This window comes from Streptomyces sp. AK08-02 (assembly GCF_033795085.1).
Lineage (GTDB): Bacteria > Actinomycetota > Actinomycetes > Streptomycetales > Streptomycetaceae > Streptomyces > Streptomyces echiniscabiei.
On sequence record NZ_JARAZV010000016.1, the window covers coordinates 141,922 to 168,649 of the forward strand.

General features: G+C 69.2%; 19 protein-coding genes and 1 pseudogene. 11 read left to right on the plus strand and 9 right to left on the minus strand.

Translation table 11 applies throughout. The annotated features are described in order from the left end of the window. Positions 1-4: 4 nt before the first annotated feature. Together greA and PV734_RS31650 are read right to left on the minus strand one after the other, a co-directional pair. Positions 5-502, minus strand: a complete 498-nt coding sequence (gene greA / locus PV734_RS31645) for a transcription elongation factor GreA (protein WP_319092307.1) — start codon at positions 500-502, stop codon at positions 5-7. A 193-nt stretch (positions 503-695) separates the two neighbouring features. Beyond that, complete coding sequence (locus PV734_RS31650; RefSeq protein ID WP_319092306.1) at positions 696-1,094, minus strand: DUF4307 domain-containing protein; 399 nt, start codon at positions 1,092-1,094, stop codon at positions 696-698. 145 nt (positions 1,095-1,239) lie between these two features. Here PV734_RS31650 and mca point away from each other — a divergent pair, with 145 nt between their 5' ends. Further along, positions 1,240-2,100, plus strand: coding sequence for a mycothiol conjugate amidase Mca (gene mca / locus PV734_RS31655; protein ID WP_319092600.1), 861 nt, complete (start codon positions 1,240-1,242; stop codon positions 2,098-2,100). Further along, entirely contained in the window at positions 2,093-2,404 is a 312-nt protein-coding gene (locus PV734_RS31660; protein WP_319092305.1) for a hypothetical protein, read from the plus strand. The genes mca and PV734_RS31660 overlap by 8 nt, the downstream gene beginning before the upstream one ends. Before the next feature lie 81 nt (positions 2,405-2,485). On the opposite strand, the gene PV734_RS31665 is transcribed toward PV734_RS31660, so the two are convergent. After that, complete coding sequence (locus tag PV734_RS31665; protein ID WP_319092304.1) at positions 2,486-5,740, minus strand: tetratricopeptide repeat protein; 3,255 nt, start codon at positions 5,738-5,740, stop codon at positions 2,486-2,488. Between the two features lie 261 nt (positions 5,741-6,001). On the opposite strand from PV734_RS31665, the gene PV734_RS31670 reads away from it, so the two are divergent. The 6 genes from PV734_RS31670 to PV734_RS31695 all read left to right on the plus strand — a co-directional run bounded on the left by PV734_RS31670 (position 6,002) and on the right by PV734_RS31695 (position 15,632). After that, entirely contained in the window at positions 6,002-6,682 is a 681-nt protein-coding gene (locus tag PV734_RS31670) for a hypothetical protein (protein WP_319092303.1), read from the plus strand. 30 nt (positions 6,683-6,712) lie between these two features. Continuing rightward, positions 6,713-8,746 (plus strand): thioredoxin domain-containing protein, encoded by a 2,034-nt coding sequence (locus PV734_RS31675; RefSeq protein ID WP_319293077.1) that lies wholly within the window; start codon positions 6,713-6,715, stop codon positions 8,744-8,746. 232 nt (positions 8,747-8,978) lie between these two features. Next, entirely contained in the window at positions 8,979-10,274 is a 1,296-nt protein-coding gene (locus PV734_RS31680) for a glycosyltransferase (protein ID WP_319092301.1), read from the plus strand. Next, a complete protein-coding gene (locus PV734_RS31685; RefSeq protein WP_319293079.1) occupies positions 10,271-11,929 on the plus strand; it encodes an ArnT family glycosyltransferase in 1,659 nt (552 codons plus the stop codon). Before PV734_RS31680 ends, PV734_RS31685 begins: the two co-directional genes overlap by 4 nt. Next, on the plus strand, positions 11,926-13,134 hold the full coding sequence (locus PV734_RS31690) for a glycosyltransferase family 2 protein (protein WP_319293081.1): 1,209 nt from the start codon (positions 11,926-11,928) through the stop codon (positions 13,132-13,134). The genes PV734_RS31685 and PV734_RS31690 overlap by 4 nt, the downstream gene beginning before the upstream one ends. A gap of 191 nt (positions 13,135-13,325) precedes the next feature. Beyond that, the gene (locus tag PV734_RS31695) at positions 13,326-15,632 is read left to right on the plus strand and encodes a galactose oxidase early set domain-containing protein (protein ID WP_319293225.1); all 2,307 of its coding nucleotides are present in this window, start codon (positions 13,326-13,328) and stop codon (positions 15,630-15,632) included. 117 nt (positions 15,633-15,749) lie between these two features. Here the strand turns inward: PV734_RS31695 and PV734_RS31700 are convergent, their stop codons facing one another. From PV734_RS31700 to PV734_RS31710, 3 genes are all read right to left on the minus strand, one after another. Next, positions 15,750-16,031, minus strand: a complete 282-nt coding sequence (locus PV734_RS31700; protein WP_319293083.1) for a hypothetical protein — start codon at positions 16,029-16,031, stop codon at positions 15,750-15,752. 202 nt (positions 16,032-16,233) lie between these two features. Next, positions 16,234-16,539 carry a hypothetical protein gene (locus PV734_RS31705; RefSeq protein ID WP_319092296.1) on the minus strand — a complete coding sequence of 102 codons (306 nt, stop codon included), beginning with the start codon at positions 16,537-16,539 and terminating at the stop codon, positions 16,234-16,236. A gap of 174 nt (positions 16,540-16,713) precedes the next feature. Further along, positions 16,714-17,433 (minus strand): GntR family transcriptional regulator, encoded by a 720-nt coding sequence (locus PV734_RS31710; protein ID WP_319092295.1) that lies wholly within the window; start codon positions 17,431-17,433, stop codon positions 16,714-16,716. A 55-nt stretch (positions 17,434-17,488) separates the two neighbouring features. On the opposite strand from PV734_RS31710, the gene PV734_RS31715 reads away from it, so the two are divergent. Continuing rightward, positions 17,489-18,304: a class I SAM-dependent methyltransferase gene (locus PV734_RS31715; RefSeq protein WP_319293085.1), complete on the plus strand. Its 816-nt coding sequence runs from the start codon at positions 17,489-17,491 to the stop codon at positions 18,302-18,304. 244 nt (positions 18,305-18,548) lie between these two features. Here PV734_RS31715 and PV734_RS31720 read toward each other — a convergent pair whose 3' ends face one another. The 3 genes and pseudogenes from PV734_RS31720 to trhA all read right to left on the minus strand — a co-directional run bounded on the left by PV734_RS31720 (position 18,549) and on the right by trhA (position 22,224). Next, positions 18,549-19,403, minus strand: coding sequence for a tetratricopeptide repeat protein (locus PV734_RS31720; protein ID WP_319198801.1), 855 nt, complete (start codon positions 19,401-19,403; stop codon positions 18,549-18,551). A 1,049-nt stretch (positions 19,404-20,452) separates the two neighbouring features. Continuing rightward, positions 20,453-21,402: pseudogene (locus PV734_RS31725) on the minus strand (MFS transporter); the annotation flags it as partial. A 102-nt stretch (positions 21,403-21,504) separates the two neighbouring features. Then, positions 21,505-22,224: a PAQR family membrane homeostasis protein TrhA gene (gene trhA, locus PV734_RS31730; RefSeq protein WP_319293087.1), complete on the minus strand. Its 720-nt coding sequence runs from the start codon at positions 22,222-22,224 to the stop codon at positions 21,505-21,507. A 327-nt stretch (positions 22,225-22,551) separates the two neighbouring features. Between trhA and PV734_RS31735 the strand changes: the two genes are divergently transcribed. Then, a complete protein-coding gene (locus tag PV734_RS31735; RefSeq protein ID WP_319293089.1) occupies positions 22,552-24,399 on the plus strand; it encodes a phosphoenolpyruvate carboxykinase (GTP) in 1,848 nt (615 codons plus the stop codon). 308 nt (positions 24,400-24,707) lie between these two features. Further along, entirely contained in the window at positions 24,708-26,708 is a 2,001-nt protein-coding gene (locus PV734_RS31740; RefSeq protein ID WP_319293091.1) for a calcium-binding protein, read from the plus strand. The last annotated feature ends 20 nt before the right edge of the window (positions 26,709-26,728 follow it).

Below are 26,728 nucleotides of genomic sequence, written 5' to 3' on the forward strand. Positions count from 1 at the left end.
AGGCTCAGGCCTGGTAAGGCACGGCCTTGAGGATCTTCACGGTGGCGAGCTTGCCGTTGGGCAGCTCGTACTGGGCGTCCGCGCCGACCTTCTTGTCGCTCACTCCCCGGCCCAGCGGGGACTGCGGCGAGTACGTCTCGATGTCCGAGCTGGCGTACTCGCGGGAGGCGAGCAGGAAGGTCAGCGTGTCGTCCTCGTCGCCGTCGAAGGCGATGGTCACGACCATGCCGGGCGCGACCGTGCCGTTCGCCGCCGGAGCCTCGCCGACCTTCGCGTTCTCCAGGAGCTGGGTCAGCTGGCGCACACGGAGCTCCTGCTTGCCCTGCTCCTCCTTGGCCGCGTGGTACCCGCCGTTCTCGCGCAGGTCGCCCTCCTCACGCGCGGCGGCGATCTTGGCGGAGATCTCCGTGCGCGCAGGACCAGTAAGGTGCTCAAGCTCGTCCCTGAGCTTGTTGTACGCCTCCTGGGTCAGCCAGGTGACGTTCTCGCTGGTCTGGGTCACAGGTGCTCCTCGTAGGTACTGGGAATACAAAGCATCGCCCTACCCTGAAGAATGTTCCTTCACGGATGGGCGAAACCACGAGCCTAACAATTCAGCGGCGGGAGGGGGAGGACATAAGCCGTCAGAAGTATGTCGACGCAGGTCAGTGGTTGTGTGATGAGAGTGACCCCGTGGATTTCCCCGGCGGCGGGCCTCAGTCGGCGTGACAGCCGAGCAGTTCGGCGGTGGTCCCCTGGGACGTCGTACGGAGCGTGACGGCCCGGTCGATGCGGGTGGCGGCGCCGTCGAAGCGGAAGTCGGCCCGGCCGACCTCGGCGCCGTTCTCGGCCTGGGAGCGGACCGTGCAGTAGCCGTTCGTACCGGAGTCCTTGCGGACCTCCAGATGAACCCTGACCGAGTCCTCGTACGTCTTGAAGGTGATGATCTCGGCGCTGATCTTGTTGCCGACGACGTAGTGGTAGCCGAACCAGCCGACCACGACCAGCAGCACGGTCCCGAGGACGGCGGCGGCGACCCTGAGCTTGCGGTCGGCGCGCTCGTCCGTGGAGCGGCCGTACCGTCCCTCGGGCAGTCGCGTGGTCGCCGTACTCATGATCGTCCTCTCCGCGAGGCCCTGGAAAGCCGGGCCCCGGAATTATTGGCCGCTCGGTTCGGTCACTATAGAAGCCGCTCATCGCACCCGCTCACACCGGATGCCGACTTACGAGGATTGAGTCTTGACTGATCAGCTGCGACTGATGGCCGTGCACGCGCATCCCGACGACGAGTCGAGCAAGGGTGCGGCCACCATGGCGAAGTACGTGTCCGAGGGGGTGGACGTGCACGTCGTGACCTGCACGGGCGGGGAGCGCGGGTCCATCCTCAACCCGAAGCTGCAGGGCGACAAGTACATCGAGGAGCACATTCACGAGGTACGCAAGAAGGAGATGGACGAGGCCCGCGAGATCCTCGGCATCAAGCAGGAGTGGCTCGGTTTCGTCGACTCCGGCCTCCCCGAGGGCGACCCGCTGCCTCCGCTCCCCGAGGGCTGCTTCGCCCTGGAGGACGTGGACAAGGCGGCCGGAGAGCTGGTGAAGCAGATCCGCGCGTTCCGTCCGCAGGTGATCACCACCTACGACGAGAACGGCGGGTACCCGCACCCCGACCACATCATGACCCACAAGATCTCGATGGTGGCCTTCGAGGGCGCGGCGGACACCGAGGCATACCCGGAGTCGGAGTTCGGCCCGGCGTACCAGCCGCAGAAGCTGTACTACAACCAGGGCTTCAACCGGCCGCGCACCGAGGCGCTGCACAACGCGCTGCTCGAGCGTGGCATGGAGTCGCCGTACGGGGACTGGCTGAAGCGCTGGTCGGAGTTCGAGCGCACCGAGCGCACGCTGACCACGCATGTCCCGTGCGCGGAGTTCTTCGAGATCCGGGACAAGGCGCTGCTCGCGCACGCCACGCAGATCGACCCCGACGGGGGCTGGTTCCGGGTGCCGCTGGACCTTCAGCGCGAGGTCTGGCCGACGGAGGAGTACGAGCTGGCGAAGTCGCTCGTGGACACTTCCCTCCCCGAGGACGACCTCTTTGCGGGCATCCGCGACAATGCCTGACATGAGTGCAAGCGCAAGCCTGGCAATGACGCACCTCGTCCCCTTCGCGGCGGAGGTCGACGAGGACAAGGTGACCCCTGGTGTCCTCGGCTTCATCGTGTTCGCCGTGATGGCCCTCGCCGTGTGGGCCCTGATGAAGTCCATGAACAAGCAGATGGGCAGGATCGAGTTCAAGGAGGCGCCGGACCCCGCGAGGACCCCCGGCGCCGCCGACGAAGCGGCCAAGGCGACGGCCGGGGCAACGGCCAAGGAGCCGGCCGACCCAGCCGCCAAGGGCTCCGCCAAAGGATCCGCGCGGGAGTGAGGCCGCACCGGGTGCCCGGCACCCGGTGACCGCGCCTCCCGCCCTCCCCGCCGACGGGCCCTCCTTCCGACGGCCGCCCTCCTACCGCCGACCGGCCGCCGCCACCGGCACTCCCATGACCTCCCGGGCGTGCCGGTTCGGGATCATGCCCAGCCGCCACGCCTGCCAGCCCGACTCCAGGGCCACGCCGCGCTCCAGGAGAAGCTGGTAGGCGTCGACGTAGTCGTCGAGTTTCTCGTCGCGGGACGGATGGCGGCCACGCGAGAGCTGGTTCAGCTCCTCCTGGGCCACCGCCGTGCCGATATCGACGCCGCCGGGGGCCGCGTACGGCAGGAGCGTGCAGCGCAGGAAGCGCGCCCAGTCCTCGCCGCGCCGGTCGCCGTACGAGGTGAACAGCGCGATCGCCTCGTCGCACAGGGCCAGCGCCTGCTGGGTCCGGGTGTTGCCGGCGTCGACCACCGCCAGCTCCAGACAGGTCCAGGCCTCGCCGTGGGCGACCCCGATGCGCTGGAAGTCGGCGCGGGCGTCCACCAGGAGCTGGCGGGCGAACCCCGAGTTGCGCAGCGAGCCCGTCTGGACCGCCCGCTGGTCACGGGTGACACGGGCCGAGTGATGGCGGGCGCAGGCCAGACCGTAGACGTCCCGGATACGGGAGAACATCGTGCGGGAACGTTCCAGCTCGCGGACGGCCAGATCCAGGTTGCCCGTCTCCTCCAGGGACTGGCCCAGGTAGTACACCGACCACGCCTCGCCGCGCGCGTCCTCGTTGTCCCGGTGCACCGCCGCCGCCCGCCGCAGCCCGTCCACCGCCGCCGACGCGTCCCCGGCGACCAGCCGGGCCCGGGCCAGCTGGGTCAGCGCCCAGGCCTCCCCACGGGCGTCGCGGGTACGGCCGTACAGATCGAGTGCCGTACGCAGTTCGGACTCGGCGCGCGGTACGTCGCCCATCCGCAGGCCCAGCTGGCCGAGCTGGAAGTGGGCCCACGCCTCGCCGTGGATCGACTCGCCCTCGCGGTGCAGGACCAGGGATCGGGTCAGCAGGTCCCAGGCCTCGGCGAGGCGGGAGCGGTCGCGTTCGACGGCGGCGAGGGCGTGCATCGTCCAGGCGCGGTCGGTCGCCAGTTCGGGAGCCTGCTGGAGATCCAGGGCCTCCTGGAGCTTCGCCGCCGCCTCGACCAGGTTGCCCTGGTGGTGCAGCGTGATCCCGAGCGAGCACAGTGCCCGGGCGGCGCCCGCGTCGTGATGGGCCTCCATGTACAGCTCGACGACCGAGGTGAGCGTCGTACGCGCCTTGTCCAGCTCGCCCAGCTGGCGGGCCGCGATACCCGTACGCCACTGCACGGAACGCACCAGCAGCCCCTGGTCGACCGACTCCGCGAGCTCACTGATCTCGCCGAGCCGGTAGAGGTCGCCGCGCAGCAGGCAGTAGTCGCACAGCGCGCCCAGCAGGTTGAGTACGGCCGCCTGGTTGACGCCCTCCGCGTGGCGCAGCGTCGCCGTGATGAAGCTCGACTCGTCGTCCAGCCAGCGCAGCGCCTCGTCGAGGGAGGTGAAGCCGTGCGGGCTGAAGCGGTCCGAGCGGGTCGACATGTTGCCGTCGACCAGGCGCAGCACCGAGTCGGCCAGCTCGCCGTAGCTGACGATCAGGCGTTCCTGCGCGGCCGAGCGCTCCGCCGGCTCCTCCTCGTCCAGGAGACGGGCCTGGGCGAAGGCCCGGACCAGGTCGTGCAGACGGTAACGGCTGCCCCGGACATGGTCGATCAGGCCCGCGCGGGCGAGCGCGTCCAGCTGACGGGTCGCCTCCGTCCGGTCCGTGGCCAGCAGGGACGCCGCCGCTGCGGCGCCGAGGGAGGCCCGCCCGGCCAGCGCCAGCCTGCGCAGCAGCCGCCGGCCCTGTTCCGACTGGTCGGTGTATCGCAGCCACAGCACCCGCTCGACCGGCTCCACCGGCCCGTACGCGCCCAGGTCCGTGGCCAGTTGACGCCGGCTGCGCGACGCGAGCGAGGAGCCCGCGATACGCAGGGCGAGAGGCAGCCCGCCGCACAACTCCCGTATCCGGTCCTCGGATTCGGCGTCGTACGGATCCGGTCCCGCCCCGGCCGCTGCCGCTGACCCGGATGCCGGCCCCGACCCTGGTTCCGGCTGCGCGGACGCGCTCAGCAGTTCCTCCGCGCCCGCCGCGTCCAGGGCCTCGACGGGCAGCTGATGCACCCAGAACGGCAGGTCGTCCGGGAGGGCGAGGGGCTCGCGGGCGGTGACGATGACGAGGCTGTCGGAGCGCTCCGGGACGAGGGTGCGGACCTGCTCGGGGTCCTGGGCGTCGTCCAGCACGATCGTCACCGGGACACTGGTGAGATGCTGGTTGTACAGCTCGCTCAGCCTTCTGACCTGCTGCTCCGGCGACGAACGCTCACGGAACAGCAACTGCTCGCGGGACGCGCCGAGCCGGTTCAGCAGATGCAGCAGGGCGTCCCGGGTGGGCAGCGGCGCCTCCTCCGGGCTGTCGCCGCGCAGATCCACCACACACGCGCCCCGGAACTGGTCCCGCAGATCGTGCGCCGCGTGGATCGCGAGCGCGCTGCGGCCACTGCCGGACGCGCCGTGCAGGACGACCAGGGTAGGCCGGGTCTCCGTACTCGCGCGGGCCGCGTGCACCCACTGCCGGATACGGGCCAGTTCCTGCCGCCGACCCGCGAACGGCTCGTCTGGATCAGGGAGTTGGGCGAACGACTGCTCCAGGACACTGCGCCTGCGGGCCGCCGCGCTCTTGTCGCTGCCGCGCAGCTTCGGCCCCGCCTTCTTCGGCCCGGTGGACGCGCTGAGCACCCGCTGCTGGTCGAGGAACGGGCGGATACCCCGTACCTCCAGCGCCGTCAGCCAGCTCAGCCGCAGCTGCTCGGGACCGCCGGGCTGACCCACGGCACCGGCGCGATGGTGAGCGGCCGGCACATGGGAGGCCGTCACCTTCAGGACGGTCGCGACGGCGCCCACCACGCCCACGGTCAGCGCGGCGCCCACGGCGGTGCCCGCCCCGGTGCCGAGCGCCAGATCGGCGACGCCCGCCGCGAGCGCGGCGACAGCCGCCACCAGCAGGGGAGTTCCGGCGCCCTCCCGGGCGTAGCGCTGCCCGAAGGTGAGCTGCCCGGCCTGCGCCTCGTCGAGCGCCCGCGTGTACGCCTCGTACTCCTGCGCGGACGACTGCGCCATGGCGTCCAGCGCCCCGCGCGCCCGCGTGAGCAGCGCACTTCCGTCGGTACGCCCCCCGGACCGCCGTACCTCTTCCTCCACGGCCCGGCCCAACAGCCGCTCGGCTTCCGCCCGGTGGCTGTCCCGCATGGTGTGTCCCCCTCTGGCAGCAAATCTGACGGCAATTCGGCAGCAACGGCATTTCCCCGGTGGTTCCTTGCTGGTTCCTTGGTCAAGTGTCCTGCGGACGGCGCATCGGGGCGAGGGGGCGTCGGGTCCTGATCACCGTGCCGGTCAGGCCGGTTGACGCGGCAGATGCGGCAGATGCGGCAGAAGCGGTGGATGCGGTTGATGCGGGAGAAACGCCGCACGGCTATCGTGATCACAGACATCGAACGGGGAGAACAGGACATGAGCAGCGTGAACCCGCCACCGGGCGCTCCGCCGCACGCGCAGTGGCACCCGGCGCCGCCCACGCCACCCCAGGCACCGCAGCCGCCGCGCTGGGCCTGGTGGGTCGTCGGCATCGTCATCCCCGTCGTGGGACTCCTGGTCACGGTGCTGGTGAGCAGGCCGGGCTCCTCGGAAGACAAGAACGTGGAGTCGGCGCCGACCCGGTCGTCCGCGCCCGCGGACAACACCGGCCAGGAGCAGTCGCCCGCGACGCCCCCCAAGAGCGCCGACAACACCGCCGACGCCGTGCGAGCCCGGTTCGGACCGAAGGTCGTCGACGCCGACACGACCGACAGCGGCTCGTACATCGAGCTGGACACCTCCGAACCGATCGTCTCGGACAGCTCCCTCAAAGGCGCGGACATCATCTTCGGGGCGTCCCTCGGCGACCCGAACCTGTTCGTGCCCGGCTCGGGATCCATGCTGGCTCCCCTGCCCGGATCCGGCGCCGCTCCCACGGCCCAGGAGTGCGCGGACGCCGTGGACACCAACGGCACCTACACGTCCGACGTGAAGCCGGGCGGCCGCTTCTGCCTGATGACCGACCAGGGCCGCGTCGCCTACCTGAAGGTCGTCACGGCGCCGAGCAGGGGCACCGGAAAACTGAACGTCACCGTCTGGGACACACCTGGCGCCTGACGTGTCGGGTCCTGCGGCAGGATGGTCCCCATGCCGAACCGACTGGCCCATGAGACGTCCCCCTATCTCCTCCAGCACGCCGACAACCCGGTCGACTGGTGGCCCTGGTCGGCCGAGGCGTTCGAGGAGGCGCGGCGCAGCGGCAAACCGGTCCTGTTGAGCGTCGGCTACAGCAGCTGCCACTGGTGCCACGTCATGGCGCACGAGTCCTTCGAGGACCAGGCCACCGCCGACTACCTCAACGAGCACTTCGTCAGCGTCAAGGTCGACCGCGAGGAGCGCCCCGACGTCGACGCCGTCTACATGGAGGCCGTCCAGGCGGCCACCGGCCAGGGCGGCTGGCCCATGACGGTGTTCCTCACGCCCGACGCCGAACCCTTCTACTTCGGCACCTACTTCCCGCCCGAGCCGCGCAGCGGAATGCCCTCCTTCCAGGAGGTGCTGGAAGGGGTCCGGTCCGCCTGGACCGACCGGCGCGACGAGGTCGCCGAGGTCGCGCAGAAGATCGTGCGGGATCTGGCCGGACGGGAGATCGGATACGGCACCGGCGAGACCCCCGGCGAGGAGGAGCAGGCGCGGGCACTGCTCGGACTGACCCGGGAGTACGACGCCCAGCGCGGCGGATTCGGCGGCGCCCCCAAGTTCCCGCCGTCCATGGTCCTGGAGTTCCTGCTGCGGCACGGCGCCCGTACCGGCGCCGAGGGGGCGCTGCAGATGGCCCAGGACACCTGTGAGCGTATGGCCAGGGGCGGGATCTACGACCAGCTCGGCGGCGGCTTCGCCCGGTACTCCGTCGACCGGGAGTGGGTCGTGCCCCACTTCGAGAAGATGCTGTACGACAACGCGCTGCTGTGCCGCGTGTACGCCCACCTCTGGCGCGCCACCGGCTCCGAACTCGCCCGGCGCGTCGCTCTGGAGACCGCCGACTTCATGGTGCGCGAACTCCGCACCGCCGAAGGGGGGTTCGCCTCCGCGCTCGACGCCGACAGCGACGACGGCACCGGCAAGCACGTCGAGGGCGCCTACTACGTCTGGACGCCGGCCCAGCTCACCGAGGTGCTCGGCGAGAAGGACGCGGAACTCGCCGCGCACTACTTCGGGGTGACGGCCGAGGGCACCTTCGAGGAAGGCGCCTCCGTTCTCCAACTCCCGCAACACGAGGGCGTGTTCGACGCCGACAAGGTCGACTCCATCAAGGCGCGGTTGCTCGACGCCCGTCGCGGGCGGCCCGAACCCGGGCGCGACGACAAGGTGGTCGCCGCCTGGAACGGCCTCGCGATCGCCGCGCTCGCCGAGACCGGCGCCTACTTCGAGCGGCCCGACCTCGTCGACGCTGCGCTGGCCGCCGCCGACCTTCTCGTACGGGTCCACCTGGACGACCGGGCCCAGCTCGCCCGTACCAGCAAGGACGGCCAAGTCGGGGCGAACGCCGGGGTGTTGGAGGACTACGCCGATGTCGCCGAGGGGTTCCTCGCCCTCACCTCCGTGACGGGGGAGGGGGTCTGGCTGGAGTTCGCCGGGTTCCTGCTCGACCATGTGCTCCTCCGGTTCGTCGACCCGGAATCGGGCTCCCTGTACGACACCGCGAGCGACGCCGAGCAGCTCATCCGGCGGCCCCAGGACCCGACCGACAACGCGGTGCCCTCCGGGTGGACCGCGGCTGCCGGGGCGCTGCTCGGCTACGCCGCCCAGACCGGGGCCGAGCCCCATCGGGCCGCCGCCGAGCGGGCGTTGGGGGTCGTGAAGGCGCTCGGGCCGCGTGTGCCCCGGTTCATCGGGTGGGGGCTCGCTGTCGCGGAGGCGCTGCTCGACGGGCCCCGGGAGGTTGCCGTCGTCGGGCCGTCGCTCGGCGATCCCGCCACAACCGCCCTGCACCGTACGGCACTTCTGGGTACGGCTCCGGGTGCCGTCGTGGCCGTGGGGACTGCGGACAGTGACGAGCTGCCGTTGCTCTCCGGGCGGATTCTCGTCGGCGGTGAACCGACCGCGTACGTCTGCCGTAATTTCACCTGCAACCTTCCGACGACGGATCCCGAGCAGCTGCGCACCGCTCTGGGCGGCTGAGACCGGCGCCAACCGGCGGTAACCGGGCGGAACGCGGCCTTCCATGTCGCGTTCGCTCGGCTGAATCTGCGCACATGTGCGGATACATCCGGCTAGACGGTCAACCGTTCGGAAACACGCTATTTATCAGAACAACTCCAGCCCTTCACAGTTCCCTCCTAGTCTCGCCTCCGGAACGCGACAGCGGTAACTCGCTGTCGCGACAGGGGGTATCTGGATCTGGGGGGATCTGTTGCTCACGTCTGTCTTCATCGCCACCGTTTCGCTGGCCCTGTTCTGGATGGCTGCCTTCACCCTGTGGTGGCAGATGCACGCGTGGCGCACACCCGAAGTGCTCGCCTCGACCCGGTTCAGCAGACCGGACGGCGGTGAGGGGCTGTCGTTCTCGCTCCTGCTGCCGGCCCGCCACGAGCAGGCAGTACTGGATCACACGATCCAGCGCCTGCTCGAATCCACTCACACCGACTTCGAGATCATCGTCATCGTCGGGCACGACGACCCCGAGACAGCGGCGGTGGCCGACCGGGCCGCCGAGAGCGACCCACGCGTCCGGGTCGTCGTGGACACCCACGACCGGAAGAACAAACCGAAGGCCATGAACACGGCGCTGCCGCACTGCCGCGGCAGCGTCGTCGGGGTCTTCGACGCCGAGGACCAGGTCCACCCGGAGCTGCTCTCCCACGTCGACCACGCGTTCCGCACGACGGGTGCGGACGTGGTCCAGGGCGGGGTGCAGCTCATCAACTTCAACTCCAGCTGGTACAGCCTGCGCAACTGCCTGGAGTACTTCTTCTGGTTCCGGTCACGGCTCCATCTGCACGCGCAGAAAGGATTCATCCCCCTCGGCGGCAACACCGTCTTCGTACGGACGGACGTGCTGCGCGAGGCGGACGGCTGGGACCCCGACTGCCTCGCCGAGGACTGCGATCTGGGCGTACGGCTGTCCAGCGTCGGCAAGAAGGTGGTCGTCGCCTACGACTCCGACATGGTGACCAAGGAGGAGACCCCGGGCTCACTCATGTCGCTGCTCAGACAGCGCACCCGGTGGAACCAGGGCTTCCTGCAGGTGTACCGGAAGCAGGACTGGAAGCAACTCCCGCAGTTCGGCCAGCGGTTGCTCGCCCGCTACACGCTGATGACGCCGTACCTCCAGGCGATCTCCGGTGTGGTGATCCCGCTCAACGTGGCCGTCGCGCTCTTCCTCGACGTGCCCGTCGGGATCGCCTTCATCACCTTCCTCCCGGCCGTCACCGCGCTGGTCACCTTCGTCTTCGAACTCGTCGGACTGCACGACTTCGGCAGGCAGTACGGGCTTCGCGTCAGGTTCGTCCACTATCTCAAGCTCGTCGTGGGCGGCCCCTTCTACCAGGTGCTCCTCGCCGGGGCCGCCGTCCGCGCCGTCTGGCGTGAGCAACGCGGCCAGAACGACTGGGAGTTGACCAGTCACGTCGGCGCGCACCTTACCCAGGCCGGTCAGCGGCCGTCCGGCGGCAGAACAGTTGAGTCCCGAGAGGACGTTCCTGCGTGACTTCCACACTTCCCGCGGCGACCACCACCAAGGTCCCCGCGCAGCGGCAGCCTGCGCCCGAAACCGGTTCGGCCCCTCGGACAACTCCGCCGCCGAGCCGCTTCAGCCGCCTCCGATCCTCCCGCCCCGACCTTCTGACCTGCGGCCTCCTGCTCATCGCCATCCTGGTGATCCAGGGCTGGAACATCGCCGACTATCCGACGCTCAGCGACGACGAGGGCACCTACCTCGCGCAGGCCTGGGCCGTACAACAGGGCAAGGGCCTCGCCCACTACACCTACTGGTACGACCATCCGCCCCTCGGCTGGATCCAACTGGCCGCCCTCACCTGGATACCGTCCCTGATCAGCCCCGATTCGATGACCGTCGGCTCCATGCGCGTCGCGATGCTGCTGATCAGCGCCATCAGCGCGGTCCTCGTCTACGTCCTCGGCCGCCGGCTCTCACTGCCCCGCTGGGCGGCCGGCCTCGCCATGGCCCTGTTCGGGCTCTCACCGCTGTCCGTCGTCCTCCAACGGGAGATCTTCCTCGACAACATCGCGGTGATGTGGGTACTGGTCGCCTTCACCCTCGCGGCCAGCCCGAGCCGCCATCTGTGGCACCACTTCGCCGCCGGCCTCGCGGCAGCCGCGGCGGTTCTCACCAAGGAGACGATGCTCGTCATCCTCCCCGCCCTGCTGGTCACCATGTGGCGCCACGGCCACCGCGACACCCGCAAGTTCGCCCTCACCGGCGCCATCACCGCGTGCGCCCTCATCGGCCTCTCGTACCCACTCTTCGCCCTGCTCAAGGGCGAGTTGTTCCCCGGCGGCGGACATGTCTCGCTGATCGACGGTCTCAAATACCAGATGACCAGGCCCGGTTCGGGCTTCATCCTCGACCCGGGCTCCGGCTCGCACGGCGTCCTGCGGTCCTGGCTCTACTACGACCGGATCCTGCCGCTCGGCGGCCTCGCCGGCGCCCTGCTCCTGATCGTCACCTGGCGCTGGTCGGTCACCGCCCGCGCCCTGGCCGGCCCGGCGCTCACCATCGGCATCCTCGCCCTGGTCGCCATGCGCCCCAACGGCTACCTGCCCGCCATGTACGTCATCCAGGCCCTGCCCTTCCTCGCCCTCGTCCTCGCCGGAGGCACCGCCAGCATCGCCCACGCGGTACTGCGCAGACGCCGCCGAGAAGGAGAGAATCGCCAACTCACCTGGGCACGCTACGTGGTTGCCGCGATCCTCGTATCCGCCGCGACCGCCTACGTCGTACCGCGCTGGTACGACGGCGACCGCACCGCCGTCACCGCCTCCGCCAACGCCCCCTACCGGGCCGCCTCCACCTGGCTCGCCACCGAGGTCGACGACCCCTCACGTACCCGCGTCCTCGTCGACGACGCACTCTGGCTCGACCTCGTACACGCCGGGTACCGACCCGGACTCGGAGTCATCTGGTTCTACAAGGCCGATCTCGACCCGGCCGTCACGAAGACGATGCCCAGGGGCTGGCAGGACCTGGACTACGTCGTCGCCTCACCGACAGTACGGCGCGACGCGGTCGACCTGCCCAACGTCAAGGCCGCGATGGAGCATTCGACCCCGGTGGCCACCTTCGGCACCGGCGACGACCGGATCGAGATCCGCAGGATCGACGCCGCGGGAGGCGCCCGATGAGCAGCTTCGAGTCGACAGCCCCCGGCGAACTCGGCGATCCGGCCGTACGCACCGCCGAAGTACCCGAGCCGGGCGCCGTCACCATCGTCGTACCGACCTTCAACGAGTCCGCCAACGTACGGGAGTTGCTGCACCGGATCACCGAGTCGGTGCCCGCGCGGCTGCCCTGCGAGGTCGTCTTCGTCGACGACTCCACGGACGACACCCCCCAGGTGATCTCCGAGGCCGCGAAGAACTGCCCGTACCCGGTCACCGTCATCCACCGGAAGGAAGCGGTCGGCGGGCTCGGCGGCGCCGTCGTCGAGGGCATCAAGGCGGCGACCTCCGACTGGATCGTCGTCATGGACGGCGACTGCCAGCACCCACCGTCCCTCGTACCCGAGTTGGTGGCCACCGGCGAACGCGCGGGCGCCGGACTCGTGGTCGCCTCCCGGTACATCAAGGGCGGCAGCCGCGCCGGGCTCGCGGGCAACTACCGGGTGGCCGTGTCCCGTTGCGCGACCTGGCTGACCAAGTCCCTCTTCCCGCGCAGGCTGCACGGCATCAGCGACCCGATGAGCGGCTTCTTCGCGATCCGCCGCAGCGCCGTCACCGCCGGAATCCTCCAGCCCCTCGGCTACAAGATCCTCCTCGAACTCGCCGTGCGCAGCCGCCCCCGCCAGGTCACCGAGGTCCCCTTCGTCTTCCAGGACCGCTACGCCGGCGAGTCCAAGTCCACGGCCCAGGAAGGCCTGCGCTTCCTGCGCCACCTGCTCGGCCTGCGCACCGCCTCACCCGCCGCCCGCATGATCGGCTTCGGCCTGATCGGCGCCACCGGCTTCCTGCCCAACCTGATAGGCCTGTACGGGCTCACCGCGGCCGGCCTGCACTACGTACCGGCCGAGATCCTCGCCAACCAACTGGGCGTCGCCTGGAACTTCCTGCTCATCGAGCATCTGCTGTTCCGCGACCGCCGCCGCCACCGGCGCTGGTGGGACCGCGCCGGCCGGTTCGCCCTGCTCGCCAACCTCGACCTCGTACTGCGGCTGCCGCTGATCGCGCTGTTCGTGGACCGCTTCGGGATGGGCGCGCTGCCCGCCACCGCGCTCGCGCTGGTGACGACCTTCGTCGTGCGCTTCGTCGGCACCGAAGCGCTGGTCTATCTGCCGCGCCGGGGTCATTCAGGGGCCGGGCACGGAAGCGAAACAGCAAGGAGAGCCGCGTGAGACCGTTCCGCAGATTCCGCACAACGGACAGAACAACGGGCACAACAGCAGGCAGGGCAACTTCGCGCAGGAGAACGGCACTTGTCGGGGTCGGGGCCCTGACCGCCGGTCTCCTCCTCACCTCGCCCCAGCCCGCCTCCGCCGCCAACCTCGTCCTCAACCCCGGTTTCGAGACGGCGGGCGCGGGCGACATGCCGTACTGCTGGGAGAAGTCGGGGTGGGGCGACAACGACTTCACCTTCGCCACGGTCGCCGACGCCCACTCGGGCTCGAAGGCGATGAAGGTGACGCTGACCCGCCGGGTGAGCGGTGACCGCAAGGCGCTGATCACCGAGGACACGACCTGCGCGCCCGTGGTGACAGCGGGCAAGCAGTACGACCTCGGGCTCTGGTACAAGACGACCACCCCGGACGCGGCCATCACCCTGTTCCGGCACGACACCACCCTCGGCTGGCAGTACTGGACCGACCTCAAAACCCTGGACATGCAGGCGAGTTGGACCCAGGCCACGGTCCGCACTCCGGCGGTCCCGGCCGGCACGGACCGCATCACCTGGGGCGTCTCCGTCTACGGCACGGGCTCCGCCACGACCGACGACTACACGATGGACCAGGTCACCGATCCCGTCCCGCCCGCGTCCTGCACGGGCACCACCGAGGAGTGCGCAAACGGCAGGTGGACGGTGCTGCCCACGCAGAACCCGGTCCGCTCCATGCACTCCGTCGTCCTCAACAACGGCAAGGTGCTGCTGATCGCGGGCTCCGGTAACAGCGAGGAACAGTTCAACGCGGGCACGTTCACCAGCGCGGTGTACGACCCGGTCGCCGGCACGTACAAGGTCATCCCCACGCCGAAGGACATGTTCTGCTCCGGGCACGTCCAACTCCAGGACGGGCGCGTGCTGGTGATGAGCGGCAACAAGGCGTACCCGGTCGTCGGCGGGCACGGCTACGAGGGCTACAAGGACTCGTACATCTTCGACCCGGTGACCGAGACGTACAGCAAGACGAACGACATGAACGACGGCCACTGGTACCCGTCGGCGACCGCCCTCGGCAACGGTGACGTGATCTCGTTCGGCGGGCTGCGCGAGGACTCGACCGGCTCGGTGACCGCCGAGTACTGGTCGAACGCCGAGCAGCAGTGGCAGCCGCTGTGGAAGGTCAACCAGACCTGGTCGTACTGGGGTCTGTACCCGTCGATGATCCTGATGCAGGACGGCCGCCTCTTCTACTCCGGCAGCCATGTCTTCGGCAACGGCACCCCGGGCACGGGCTCGGCGATCTACGACTACGCCGCCAACACGACGACCGCGATCTCCGGGCTCCAGAACAAGGACCAGCGCGACCAGTCGGCGAGCGTGCTGCTGCCCCCGGCCCAGAACCAGAAGGTCCTCACCCTGGGCGGCGGCAACATCGAGTCCAACCCCGACGCCAACCGCCTCACCGACATCATCGACCTGAAGGCCGCGAACCCGGCGTACGTCGCCGGCCCGCCGCTGCCCCAGGGCACGGTCGACCTCGGCAACGGTCCGGTGGCCGAGACCGGCAACCAGGGCAAGATGTACGTCTCCGCCGTACTGCTGCCGGACGGCAAGGTGCTGGAGACGGGCGGGGCACTGCACAACCGGGCCAACCCGGTCTTCGAGTCGTCGATCTACGACCCGGCGACGAACACCTTCGACCCGGTGTCCGCCGATCCGCAGGCCCGCGGCTACCACTCGTCGTCGTTCCTGCTCCCCGACGGCCGGGTGATGTCGACCGGCGACAACCCGGGCAACGGCACCTGGAACCACAACGTGTCGATCTACACCCCGCCGTACCTCCTCAAGGGCACCCGCCCGACGATCACTTCGATGATCGACGGCGAGTGGACCTACGGCGACACCCAGCGCATCACCGTCGACCGGCCCATCGTCAAGGCCGAGTTGATCCGCCCGGCCGCGGTGACCCACTCCTCCGACCCGAACCAGCGCTTCGTGGACCTGCCCCTGTCGGTCGACGGCAACAACATCGACCTCAACGTGACGAGCAACCCCAACCTGGCCCCGCCCGGCTGGTACATGCTCTTCGCGGTCGACGCCAACGGAGTCCCGTCGGTGGCGAAGTGGGTCCACCTCCAGGGCCCGGCGGCACTGTCGTCAACGTCCATGTCCATGTCCATGCCGATGTCCACAGACTCCGGGGAGACCCCCTCGGCCCACGTCCACTCCTTCGCGGACGGCCTGACGGGCAAGGTCACGGGCCCCGGCAAGAAGCGCACGTCGCAGAAGATCAGCCCCACCATCTCGGGCTGCGACCGCCACTACGGCTCCATCAACGTGTGCGTGCCGACCAACTTCCCGGCGGAGGTGACGAAGACGACCACGTCACGATGCGCGTGGCTGAAGGAGAACAACTACGGGCGCCTGAAGGTCAACGGCCAGGACGATCCCCTGAGGCTGGATCCGAACGGGGACGGGGTGGCTTGTGGGAAGGGGGATGTTAGGCGCCGTTGACCTGACGATGAGGACTGAACTGACGCTCAGCGTCGACGGTAGGACCTGAGCGCTACACCGCAGGCCTGCGGCCCCGTACCCGGCGACATCCGTCGAGTACGGGGCCGCGCGTCACCGTTACGCCCGACCGCTGAGGTGCGCGGTGCCGGGCGAGGTCTGGACGGAACGACGACAGTCCGGCGCGGCCGGAGGCGGGGGCTGGCCGTCGAGGGCACGGCAGAGAGCGGCGTGGAGGTGTTCGGCCTCAGCGAGGGTAAGGGCCATGTCGGTGTCGGTGTCGGCATCCGGGTCGGTGGGGTGCCCGCTCCCGGTCCGGTTCAGCCGCAGCGGTACGGCGATCCGGTCGTCGTCGGTTCGACGCACAGGCCGCCCGGGTGCCCGCTCGATGGTCCATGTCATGAAGTCACCGTCACGTTCTTCTCGTTCCGGGCGCGCCGATAGGCACCCCACAACTCCCGCCCGGCCGCACAGCCGTCCTGGACTGTGCGGGCTCCCTTGCAGCCGACGCCGCATTTGCGGGTGTGCTCGAACCACAGCCGGTACGCGTGCAACATGGGAATCTCGGCCCGCCGGACTCCGGCCCGGACCCGTCCCCCGACCATCAGCTCACCTCCGCGAACTGGCGCGCCTGCCTGAGCTGTTGACGCGCTTCGGAGGTCAGGACGTACGCGCCGACGAGGGTGCTGGCGATGTCATCGGCGGTGATTTCCGGCAGCTCGGTCCCGGGCCATGGACAGCGCGCTCTGCGGCGCGGGGTGCCTGCGGGGAAGGCGGTCCATGTCTCGGGGGAGGGGTGGGCGAGGGGTAACGCCAGGGCCGTAGCCGGGTGGTGGGGCGGGTGGTCGGAGTCGGGCGGCCCGAAGAGCACCGCCCTCATCCGTTCGAGTGCCCGTGATACAAGGGGCATTGTCGGTCTCCTTGTCAGATCGGCCACACCCCGGGGCCGTCGCGAGCGGTCGCCGGGGTCTTTTCTGCCCGCTGCCGGGCATGGAGTGACTGCGTCGCGAAGTGGTCATGTGCGCGGCGCTGAAAAAGAGACTGGACCGGTGGACCGGTCCAGTCAAGCGAAACGTCGGTTTCTCTACCGCATGGGGTAGTTGTCGACATGCTCGAACACATGCGAGGCCGTCACTCCCTCTTCGCAGACGAGCGGTCGGTGATCCTGGTCCAGGGCCACGTGCAGCACGACAGCTACCGCCGCTGGCTGTTCCACCTCCAGCAAACGGGCCTCTTCGTTGTCGGCCAGCCTTACCGTCGTCGTGTCCGTTCCCTCCGCCGGAAGACGACCCGTCTCACGTCGCACGTAGTGCGTGGTTCCCTCCGCGATGGGCCCCTTGAGGGCGAGGCGCGGGGCCGCGTCCGCGACAGCGGGCGGGAACCAGGCCGTCACCAGCGTGTGTGGGGAGCCGTCGTCGAGCAACACGAGCCGGACTCTCCGCAGCGCTTCCTCACCCGGCTTCAATCCCAGGGCGTCCACCACGCGAGGGGGTGGCACCGCGCGATCCGGGACGCCGAGGCGCCGGTACGGGGCGCCGCCCGTCACTCGTGTGGAATCGGCGCGACGTGCACCTGCCGGCCGGGCGACGGGAGCCTGGGCGACGACGAATCCGGCACCCTGCCGAGCGGCGACCAGGCCGTCATTGCGCAGGACGTCGTACGCCTTGACGACGGTGGCTCTCGATACGTCCCACTGCTCGGCCAGGTCGCGGCCGGAGGGCAGCAAGTCCCCGGGACCGAACTCGCCGTTCGCGATCCGGGTGCGTAGATCCTCGGCGATCTGCTCGTACTTCAGTTGCGACATAGGGTTCGTTCCCGATCACTGGACTGGTCCACCGGTTCGCCACCAGAATGCCCGTATGACGAGCCCTGGGGTAGCGCCGGAGATCGTGACGTTCTACGCGGAGACCATCGACGAGGCAGACAGGCTGTCCACGACGGCGGACGGCCGTCTGGAGTTGGTCCGCACACAGGAGTTGCTACGCCGCCACCTGCCGCCTCCGCCCGCCCGGATCCTCGACGTTGGCGGCGGCCCAGGTGCCCACGCCCGCTGGCTTGTGGCGGACGGCTACGACGTCCACCTTGTCGACCCGATCCCCCGCCACCTCACCCAGGCCGAACAGAGCGGCGCCACGGTGGAGTTGGGGGACGCCCGCCACCTCACGGCCGAGGACGCCTCGTACGACGTCGTCCTCCTCCTTGGCCCCCTCTACCACCTCCCGGACCGCACCGACCGCGACCGGGCCCTCGCCGAGGCCCACCGCGTCCTCAAACCGGGCGGCCTCCTCGCGGCGGCCGGCATCAACCGCTACGCCTCCCTCTTCGAGCACACGGCCTACGCCCACCTCCACAAGGAGCCCCTGCGCGAGAGCATCTCCGGCATCCTCGCCACCCAGGTCCACGACGGAAAGAAGGCGTTCACAAAGGCGTACTTTCACACCGGCGCCCAACTCCTCGACGAGGTATCGACCGCCAACTTCTCCAACACCCAGGTCTACGGCATCGAAGGCCCTGCCTGGTCCCTCCTGGCCGCGACTGAGCGCCACACGGGCGAGTCCCTCGGGAAGTCCCCGCTCTTCGAGTCGGCCCTGGCCGCAGCGCGGATGGCGGAGCCCTATCCGGAGCTGCTGTCAGCGAGTTCCCATTTGCTGGCGGTTGGCAACCGGCCGGGATGACCGGTCAGCCAACCCCGGCAGGCCCAACTCCTCGTACTTGCGCACCCAGGCATGCAGCAGTCCCACCTGACCTTCCGCCCAACACGCTTTCCAACTGTGGTGGTGGGGCAGTGGGCGTCGTTCACCTGCGTTCATCGGCGGCTCGTCACCAGGCTGGGATGGGCTCCGGTTCTTCGTTGAACGCCGGTGAACCGGGCTGAACGAGACGGAATTTGAGACAGGCAGCGGCGGGCGTGCTCGACGTTCACCAGCCACGTTCGCGGGCCATGGTGATGAGTGTTTCGGCCTCGGAGGACCGGTCGGCCAGTTCGCCGGCGTTGCGGATCTGCTCTTCGGTCATCCCGTGCTTCACCAACTGGATTGCTTCGTGGATCCCGTCTCCGTTGCCGCGGTCGAGCATGGCCAAGAACCACCGCACGGCTTGGACCGGGTCAGGTGCCGTGCCCAGTCCGTCGCGGTACCGGCAAGCGGCGGCGAACATAGCACCCCCGTGGCCCCGCTCCGCGGCGTACAAGTACCAGCTCAGCGCTTCGGCGTCCTCATCGATCGCGGCGAGGCGATCACCGAGGACGGCAGCGGCCTGTGTCACGCCCCCTTCGACTGCTTGGCGCAGCAAGCGCAGGCACTCGTCGTGGTCTCTCACCCGGGCATCGCCGTTGATGTGCATGCCCGCCAAGTTGAACGCGGCGTATGCGTCGCCGGCCTTCGCGGCTGCTGTGAAGAGGGCCTCGGCCTGGAATGCGTCTGCCTGGACTCCGCGGCCAGTGCGGTACAAGAAGCCCAAAGTGCGCTGGGCCGCGGGATGCCCGGCCCGTGCCGCGGCTGTTGCGTAGGTCAGCACCATCGGCACAGCCGAATCGTCCATGAAGTCGAGCACCGCTCCGGCCACCAGGGCCTGCGCGTCGACGTCCCCAGCATCGGCCAGAGCCTTCAAGGGTGCGATCCCCTTGAGCACCAGGTTCGCAGACTCCACACTGCCAGCGTTGGAACCAGCGATCCAGGCAGTGACAGCGGCCTTCCAATCTTCCCTGGCAGCGGCTTGTCGACCTCGCTCGATGAACTCGGCGGCTCTATCGAGAGGGACAGGAACATCGCTCATAGGGAGACATCCTCCCGCACGGCATGTCAGCACAGACCACGAGGACGGTGAAGGGTGACAGACCAGTGCCAGGCACGCTTCTCTCCCCGAGCCCTGAGCTTGAGAAGCTGAGGTGCTTTTGGGCCCTCTGGGCGCCTGACCTGCTGCCGCCTGTGCGGAACTGCTTCGACGCTAGCGGTTCAGTACCCGTCATTCCCTGTGGTTGCCCGCTCCACCTGGCACGGATCTGGTACGGATTTGAGTGGTGAGGCAGCCGCCCCTTGTCGCACCCCGGGTCGCGGCCTTTACCGTGCGGACGACCTCACCGCTCAACAGGTTATGCCTTCTGATCCGTAGCTCAGACAAGATCGGGCGTTGAGGGTCATACAGGTCGCTCGACGGGGTCTGATGGGCGCCACTGGCCATGGTTGGTTGCTGTACTTCGCTGCTGTACAGCAACGGGTCAGTGCTCCAGGGTCACCAGGTCTTGCCGGAAGACGGTACGTGCCGCCCGGGTCGCGTCTCCGTGAGCCTGTCTGGCGGCATCGTACTCATCTGACGTCAACGTGCATCCGGACGCGAGTGTTTCTCGAACCTGACGCAAGGAGTGGTACGAAGCGTCTATGGCTTCCGATACGCCGTTGGATGCCGTCAGAACGAGCCGTTCTCGCGCCTCATCGCACCCTGATGCCTGGAATGCCTGCCGTATCTTGGCTGCCCTCGTCTGCGGGTCCGAGTAGGCCTCGTCGGCGGCCAACCGCATAGCCTCGTGCGCACGGCGGAGGGCCACCAAACAGTCCGCGTACATGGTTCGGCGGTCTTGCAGCTTGCTGTCCCTGACAGTCCGCCGCCAACGCAAGTGCTCGCCGGCCAGCGTCGCCCCAATGCCGAGCACTGCTCCAAGCGTCGTCCCGGCAAGCGTTCCCCACTCCACGCGGAAGATCGTGCCATACAACTCCCCTTGACGTCCCCTCCCCAGCGCTCTCACGCTGGCGTCATGCGTGCCTTGGTCGGCAACCGTACCCTCGTCAACTTCAGAATCAGCTTTGGGAGTTGGGCCGGTTCGATGTCGCCGGGGCGACCGCGAAGCCGAAGCCGAGGCCGGCGATGGTCAGCCGCAGGGCTGTGTAGCCGTAGGTCGAGTCGACCGTCGTACGGCTGCCCAGGATCGCCGCGAAGGCCAGGACCACCAGGCCGGCGGGCACCGTCGCCCGGGAGCCGAACCGGGCGTTCACCGGTGGGCCGCCCTTGCCGCCACCGACAGGCCGGCCATCAGCGGCAGCAGCCGTACGCCCGTGCCCAGGGCGTCGGTGCCCAGGACCGCCTGGAGGTACGGCGGGAGGACGAACATCAGGCCGGAGAGGACGAACATCACCAGCGTCGCCGCGACCGCGTTGAGGAGGAAGCCCCGGTGGGAGAGCAGTGTCATGTCGAGCATGGGGCGGGTGGCTCGGCGTTCGCGCAGGACGAGGGCTGTGAGGAGTACGGCCGACGCGGCGAACAGGGTGAGGACGAGGGCGTCGGTCCGGCCTCGGGTCGGGGCCTCGATGATCGCGTGGATGAGCGCGCCCAGGCCCGTCACCGTGAGCGTCGTGGAGACCACGTCCACCTTGGGAGAGGCCGGGTCGCGGGTCTCGGGGAGGAGGAACACGCAGGCCGCGATGCCGATGGCGACCATCGGGACGTTGATCGGGAAGCCCGAGCCCCACCAGAAGTGGTTGAGGAGCCAGCCGCCGATGATCGGGCCCAGCGGCATGCTGAGCGCGGAGCCGGCCGAGATGACGCCGACGGCCTTGGTGCGCTGGTGGGGCGGGAAGAGCGAGGGCAGGACGGAGAGGGCCAGGGGCATGACCAGGGCCGCGCCCACTCCCATCAGCGCACGGGCCGCGACGACCCAGTTGACGTCACCGGCCGGCGCGCCGACGAGCGATCCGGCGAGGAAGACGCCGAGCCCGGCGATCAGCATCCGGCGCCGCCCGAAGCGGTCGCCGAGGAGACCGGCCGGGAGCGTCAGTGCGGCAGAGTAACTATCAAAAGGTGGCAGCTGTCAATCGAGAGGAGTGCGGGCACACGAAAATGGCCGCAGCTCGAGAGCCGCGGCCATTCAGCGAGACGTCGGGAGCTACCCGTGCTGGTACGCCACCATCGAGATGCCGATGTAGTGCGCGATGAACGCCGCCAGGGTGAGGGAGTGGAACACCTCGTGGAAGCCGAAGTAGCGCGGTGACGGGTTCGGGCGCTTGAGCCCGTAGATCACGCCGCCCGCGCTGTAGAGGAGCCCGCCGACGATGACCAGTACCAGTACGGCGATGCCGCCCGCCCGCATGAAGTCCGGCAGGAAGAAGACGGCCGCCCAGCCCATCGCGATGTAGCAGGGGGTGTAGAGCCAGCGCGGGGCGCCGACCCAGAACACGCGGAAGGCGATGCCGGCCACGGCCGCGCCCCAGATGCCCCACAGGAGCCACTGTCCCTGGCTCGCCGGGAGCAGCAGCATCGTCAGCGGGGTGTAGGTGCCCGCGATGATCAGGAAGATGTTCGCGTGGTCGAGTCTGCGCAGGACGCCGTCCATGCGCGGGCTCCAGGTGCCCCGGTGGTAGAGCGCGCTCACGCCGAACAGCAGGCAGGCGGTCAGGGTGAAGATGCCGCAGGCGATGCGCGCCCGGCTCGAACTGGCGAGCGCGGTGAGCACCAGGCCGGAGATGAGTACGGCCGGGAACATGCCGAGATGGAGCCAGCCTCGCAGCTTGGGCTTGATCTCATCGGAATGTGGCAGCGAGAGCGCCAGGGGACCCCGGCCGGCGGCCGGCGGATCCAGAGGCGCGTCGGGGGCGGGCGCAGTCATGACGGCCATCGTACCTACGTAACCGTAAGTTACGCGTCAGTCCGGTGTCGGGAGGGGTCGGAAGTGGCCAGCCTCTCATGTGCGTTGGGTCTCGGGTACGACCGGTGAACACGCGGTGGCGCGGAGAAAACTCTAGAGGGAGTAAAGGGTGAGTGGCGATGGTCACGTCGCTCAGGTGTGAGGCCCTCTGGACAGATGGGCGCTCCAGTCGGATGATCAAATGAGTGCAGTCGGCACCGGATGAGCGCCATTGATCATCACCGTGAAGCATCCGGGTCGCGGCCCCCAAGGGGCAGTCAACAAAAAACCCTCATTCAAGGAGCAATCGTGGCGCGCGACATCGCGGCTCCCGTTCTCTCTGGCACCTTCCTCTCCGACACCGTCCCGACCAACCACAAGCAACTGGTCTCGTGGGTCAACGAGATCGCAGAACTGACGCAACCGGACAACGTGGTCTGGTGTGACGGATCCGAGACCGAGTACGAGCGACTGTGCGAAGAGCTCGTCCAAAAGGGCACCTTCAGGAAACTGGACGCGATCAAACGCCCCAACTCCTACTACGCGGCCTCCGACCCGACCGATGTCGCACGGGTCGAGGACCGCACCTTCATCTGCTCCGAGAAGGAGGAGGACGCGGGGCCCACGAACCACTGGAAGGACCCCGCCGAGATGCGGGAGATCTTCGCGGGGGACAAGGGCGTCTTCCGCGGCTCGATGAAGGGCCGGACGATGTACGTCGTCCCGTTCTGCATGGGCCCGCTCGGCTCCGACCTCTCCGCCATCGGCGTGGAGATCACCGACTCGGCGTACGTCGCCGTGTCCATGCGCACCATGACGCGCATGGGGCAGCCGGTCCTCGACGAGCTCGGTACCGACGGCTTCTTCGTGCGTGCTGTGCACACGCTCGGGGCGCCGCTGGCCGAGGGCGAGGCCGACGTGCCGTGGCCGTGCAACTCCACGAAGTACATCTCGCACTTCCCGGAGAGCCGCGAGATCTGGTCGTACGGCTCCGGGTACGGCGGCAACGCGCTGCTCGGCAAGAAGTGCTACGCCCTGCGGATCGCCTCGGTGATGGCGCGGGACGAGGGGTGGCTCGCCGAGCACATGCTGATCCTGAAGCTCACGCCTCCGCAGGGTGAGTCGAAGTACGTCGCCGCCGCCTTCCCGTCGGCCTGCGGCAAGACGAACCTCGCGATGCTGGAGCCGACGGTCAGTGGCTGGACCGTCGAGACGATCGGCGACGACATCGCCTGGATGCGCTTCGGCGAGGACGGCCGGCTCTACGCCATCAACCCCGAGGCCGGTTTCTTCGGCGTCGCGCCCGGCACGGGTGAGCACACCAACGCCAACGCGATGAAGACGCTGTGGGGCAACTCGGTCTTCACCAACGTGGCGCTGACCGACGACGGCGACATCTGGTGGGAGGGCATGACGGAGGAGACTCCGGCCCACCTGACCGACTGGAAGGGCAATTCCTGGACGCCGGAGTCCGGAGTCCCCGCCGCCCACCCCAACGCCCGCTTCACCACCCCCGCCGCCCAGTGCCCGATCATCGCGCCCGAGTGGGAGGACCCGCGGGGCGTGCCGATCTCGGCGATCCTGTTCGGCGGGCGGCGCGCCACTGCCGTACCTCTGGTCACGGAGTCCTTCGACTGGAACCACGGTGTCTTCCTGGGCGCGAACGTGGCCTCCGAGAAGACGGCCGCCGCCGAGGGCAAGGTCGGCGAGCTGCGCCGCGACCCGTTCGCCATGCTGCCGTTCTGCGGCTACAACATGGGCGACTACATGGCGCACTGGATCGACGTGGCGAAGGACAAGGACCAGTCCAAGCTGCCGAAGATCTACTACGTCAACTGGTTCCGCAAGAACGACGAGGGCAAGTTCGTGTGGCCCGGGTTCGGTGAGAACAGCCGGGTCCTGAAGTGGATCGTGGACCGGCTGGACGGGAAGGCCGAGGGTGTCGAGACGCCGATCGGTGTGCTGCCGGCCAAGGGCGCGCTCGATACGGACGGTCTCGAACTCTCCGAGTCCGACCTCGACTTCCTGCTCACGGTCGACAAGGAGGTGTGGCGCGAGGAGGCCGCGCTGGTTCCCGAGCACCTCAACACCTTCGGGGAGCACACGCCGAAGGAACTGTGGGACGAGTACCGGGCGCTGGTGCAGCGTCTGGGCTGAGGCCCGCCACTGAGACTCCGCGGCCGGTCGGACTTGCCCTGACCTGCGACGTCGTCACGACCGGCCGCGGTATCAACGGAACGGCCTGGCTATCGCTCGGTCGTGCGATTGATCACCCGTGGTGATGGATTTTCGCCTGCCAGAGAGCGCAATACGGCTCCCTGGTAGGCGAAACGCCGTGTGTCCGGCGCAAAGCTGCCGACATGCTCACATCGCTCCCCTCACGCACAGGGCTCAAAGCCCTCACCTCCCGTCTGAGACCTCTGAGACCTCTGAGACCTCTGAGACCTCTGAGTTCTCTGAGGCCTGTGAGACCTCGGGCCGCCCGCACCGGCCTCGTGGCGGCCATCGGCCTCGCGCTCGTCCTGACCCTTCCGGGCACCGCGATCGCGGCTCCGGGCGACCTGGATCCCACCTTCAGCGGCGACGGCAAGGTGCTCACCAACTTCGCCGACGACGACCAGGCCCGCGACGTGGCGGTACAGCCCGACGGAAAGATCGTCTCGGTCGGCGCCTCCGCCGACTACTCGGTGCTGGAGAGCCGCTTCGCGCTGACCCGCCACAACCCCGACGGCAACCCGGACACCGGCTTCGGCGGCCAGGGCGGCGACGCGGCCGGCACGGTGACGACCCCCGTCAACAACATGGGCCCCAGCCTCCAGTGGAGCGCGGCCAACGCGGTGGCGCTGCAGGCCGACGGCAAGATCGTCGTGGTGGGCATGAGCTGGCGCGAGTACGAGGACTGCTGCTGGTTCGTGGTGGCCCGCTACAACGCCGACGGCACCCTCGACAGCACCTTCGGCGACGGCGGCAGGGTCTTCGCCGACATCGCCGGCCCGACCGAGGCCAATGACGTGGCGATCGACTCCAACGGCAGGATCGTCGCCGCCGGCTACACGGGCGGCGAGATGGCGGTGCTCCGCCTGAACAGCGACGGCACCCCGGACACCACGTTCGGCGGCGACGGCACGGTCACCGCCAACCCGGCGGGGCCGGTCCCGCAGGAGGGCGGCGACGGACGCGCGCTGGCACTGCAGCCCGACGGGAAGATCGTCGTCGGGGGTCAGGTCGGTTCGACCCGTTTCGACTTCGCTCTGATGCGCTTCAACTCCAACGGCAGCGTGGACACCAGCTTCGACGGCGACGGCATCGTCCGCACCGACTTCGGCGGCTACGAGGCCGTGGAGTCCCTGGCCGTCCAGTCCGACGGCAAGATCGTCGCGGCCGGCGCCGGCGACGACCGGGCCGCGCTCGCCCGCTACAACTCCAACGGCAGCCTGGACACGAGCTTCGACGGTGACGGCCGGGTCACCACCCCGGCCGCCGGCGCCGCCGACCTGGCACTCCAGCCGGACGGGCGGATCGTCACCGCGGGCGGCAGCGACGGCGACTTCACGATCCTGCGGTACACCACCGGCGGCAGCCTGGACGGCAGCTTCGGCACCGGCGGCAGGGCGACCGCGGACTTCGGTGGTGCCGACACGGCGTACGGCGTGAAGCTCGACTCCGCGGGCAGGATCGTCGCCGCCGGCGCGGGCGGACCGAACACCGACTTCGCGCTGGCCCGCTTCCAGGGCGGCGGCAGCACGCCTCCGCCGCCGCCGGCCCCGGACCTGTCGGTCACGAAGAGCGGCCCCGGCACGGTGACCATCGGTGACCGTGCCACGTACACGATGACGGTCACCAACACCACGGCCGCCACCACGGCGACAGGGGTCACCCTCACCGACACGCTCAGCGGCCCCGGCGCGTCGGTCGTCTCCGCCACCACCACCCAGGGCACCTGCACGATCAGCGCCACCGGCGCCTCCTGCAACCTCGGAACCCTCGCCGGTAGCTCCGGCGCCACGGTGACGGTCGTCGTGGAACCCCGCGCCACCGGCACCCTCAGGAACACCGTCACGGCCGCCGCGACCCAGAGCGACCCCGCCCCGGGCAACAACACGGCCACGGCGACCACCACCGTGAACAACGCCCGTGGCTGCACGATCATCGGCACCAGCGCATCCGAGACCCTCAACGGGACCGGCGGCAACGACGTGATCTGCGGTCTCGGCGGCAACGACATCATCCGCGCCGGAAACGGCAACGACACCGCCCACGGCAACTACGGCGACGACAACATCGATGGCGGCTCCGGTGACGACACCCTCAACGGCGGCCCGGGCAACGACACCCTGACCGGTTACATCGGCAACGACCGGCTCATCACCGCCGACGGCGTCGGCGGCAACGACACCGCCAACGGCGGCGCCGGCTTCGACACCTGCACCACCGACCCGGGCGACACTCGCATCAGCTGCCCCTGAGCATTCCGAACACAAGGAAC